Here is a 1,558-nt window from a genome sequence, read left to right on the forward strand (position 1 = left end):
CCTATAGCAATCTTAAATCATTTGTAAAAACTTGTTTGACTCATCAAACGTGAGATTTAATTGTCAAAATTTGTATTTTCTCCCAAGCAAATAACTTCTTTAGAAAGATGCGGAGTGATAAAATCGCGCTAAAGATCAGAATTTGTCCCCAAGTTTGCAGGTTAATGGCCTTTAACAAAGTTGCTGCAACCATAAAGCTCAAACTAGTTAGCATTCCTTCTGCGACTATAAGCCTTGCCTGGTAAACATTGCACTTAAGAATTAGAGAAAAGATTGCAGCGATGACATAACCAGCGATCGCTAAAGAACCTAACAACTGGATGATTGTTGCCCATACAGAGAAATTAAAAAGATTCATCCTTGATATTGTTCTTTTTAGTCTTTGCTTGCTCAATTTCTTTTGCCAAAAAGAAATTCAGAATTGTTCGTAGTGTAATGATGGCAGCTAGTTTACCAATTTCGTCCCAAGTTGGAGCGATCGTACTACGTAAAATGTCAGCAGCCAGTGCAAACTCAAGGGAAAGAGCCAGCCACATACCTAACCCTAAGCGAATTTCCTCTTTAGCATCGTTCAGCTTTTTACGGCGGCTAAATAAAAAAACTAGGATCTTAATGACGGCTTCCAAAACAGCGATACCAATGATAATGCCAGTGAAGATATCAACTGCTGTCGCAAGTACAGTCGTCAAATTCGTGACGAAAGCTTCCATATTGTTTATTTTATGGGTTCAAGCAGGAAAATGCCCTTGCACAAAGCATTGGCGATACTTGTCAGTGTTAAGTTAACAAATTCAATACAACCTGCCATCTACTAGCTGCTCAATCATGCTATCTTCGTATCCTATCTAGGATTTACAGAAAAGTAAAACCTATCTTCTCCTGATTGTGGTAATAATCGTTAAAAGAACAAACACAATTCTATGAGTAAATTTCAAATCGATATCGACTTCAGCAATATAGATTTAGCTTCCCTGGAAACAGAAGACGATTTTCAAAGAGAGGCCAGAATATTACTACCAAAGGTACTGGTCAAACTAGGTGAAAGTGTGGGTGAAAAGACTTGGGAAGAATTACAGCAAAAGCTCCAAGGAACTGGAGGTAAACTCAAATCTTCTCCAAGCGAGAAACGCAAGTTTATCCAAGAAACAGGAAGAACTTATCAACGAAATGCCAGTAAAAGGGAAAGACAAGAACTGGAAGACTACATAGTAGAGGAATTACGCCAGCACAAGCAGCAAAGATCCACCTAAGCTTGATACACGTGTATTCTAACTTCTACTTTCAGTAGTAGTTTTGGTAGAGTGCATTACGCCAAAGCAAAAAAAATCACAAACTTGCATGATCAGTTCATCTATAAACAGCTTGACTATGGAAAGTTGTGCGTAGCTTGTTCAAGAGAATTTAAGAATATCTTTGGCAATATTGCGCTTTTTAGTTAACCCGACTATTTGTAGAAATCCGGTTGAAACTATATATTGAGACTAGGTTTGAGAACGGAGAGGGGGGGATTCGAACCCCCGTTAAGTTTCCCTAAACAGACTTTCCAGGTCTGCGCCTT

At 38.5% G+C, this 1,558-nt stretch carries 3 protein-coding genes; 1 reads left to right on the forward strand and 2 read right to left on the reverse strand.

Annotated features, from left to right (window positions below; translation table 11 throughout):
• Positions 1-43: 43 nt before the first annotated feature.
• Positions 44-358, reverse strand: a complete 315-nt coding sequence (locus tag RRG12_RS44045) for a DUF1622 domain-containing protein (RefSeq protein ID WP_069074200.1) — start codon at positions 356-358, stop codon at positions 44-46.
• Positions 345-710: a DUF1622 domain-containing protein gene (locus RRG12_RS44050; RefSeq protein ID WP_420759483.1), complete on the reverse strand. Its 366-nt coding sequence runs from the start codon at positions 708-710 to the stop codon at positions 345-347. The genes RRG12_RS44045 and RRG12_RS44050 overlap by 14 nt, the downstream gene beginning before the upstream one ends.
• A gap of 210 nt (positions 711-920) precedes the next feature.
• On the opposite strand from RRG12_RS44050, the gene RRG12_RS44055 reads away from it, so the two are divergent.
• Positions 921-1,250 carry a hypothetical protein gene (locus RRG12_RS44055; protein ID WP_069074198.1) on the forward strand — a complete coding sequence of 110 codons (330 nt, stop codon included), beginning with the start codon at positions 921-923 and terminating at the stop codon, positions 1,248-1,250.
• Positions 1,251-1,558 lie beyond the last annotated feature (308 nt).

The sequence above is a fragment of the Nostoc sp. CALU 546 genome, from assembly GCF_048836525.1.

Coding starts and splice junctions, on each gene's coding strand:
- RRG12_RS44045 (WP_069074200.1), bottom strand. CDS start 358: ATGAATCTTTTTAATTTCTCTGTATGGGCAACAATCATCCAGTTGTTA.
- RRG12_RS44050 (WP_420759483.1), bottom strand. CDS start 710: ATGGAAGCTTTCGTCACGAATTTGACGACTGTACTTGCGACAGCAGTT.
- RRG12_RS44055 (WP_069074198.1), top strand. CDS start 921: ATGAGTAAATTTCAAATCGATATCGACTTCAGCAATATAGATTTAGCT.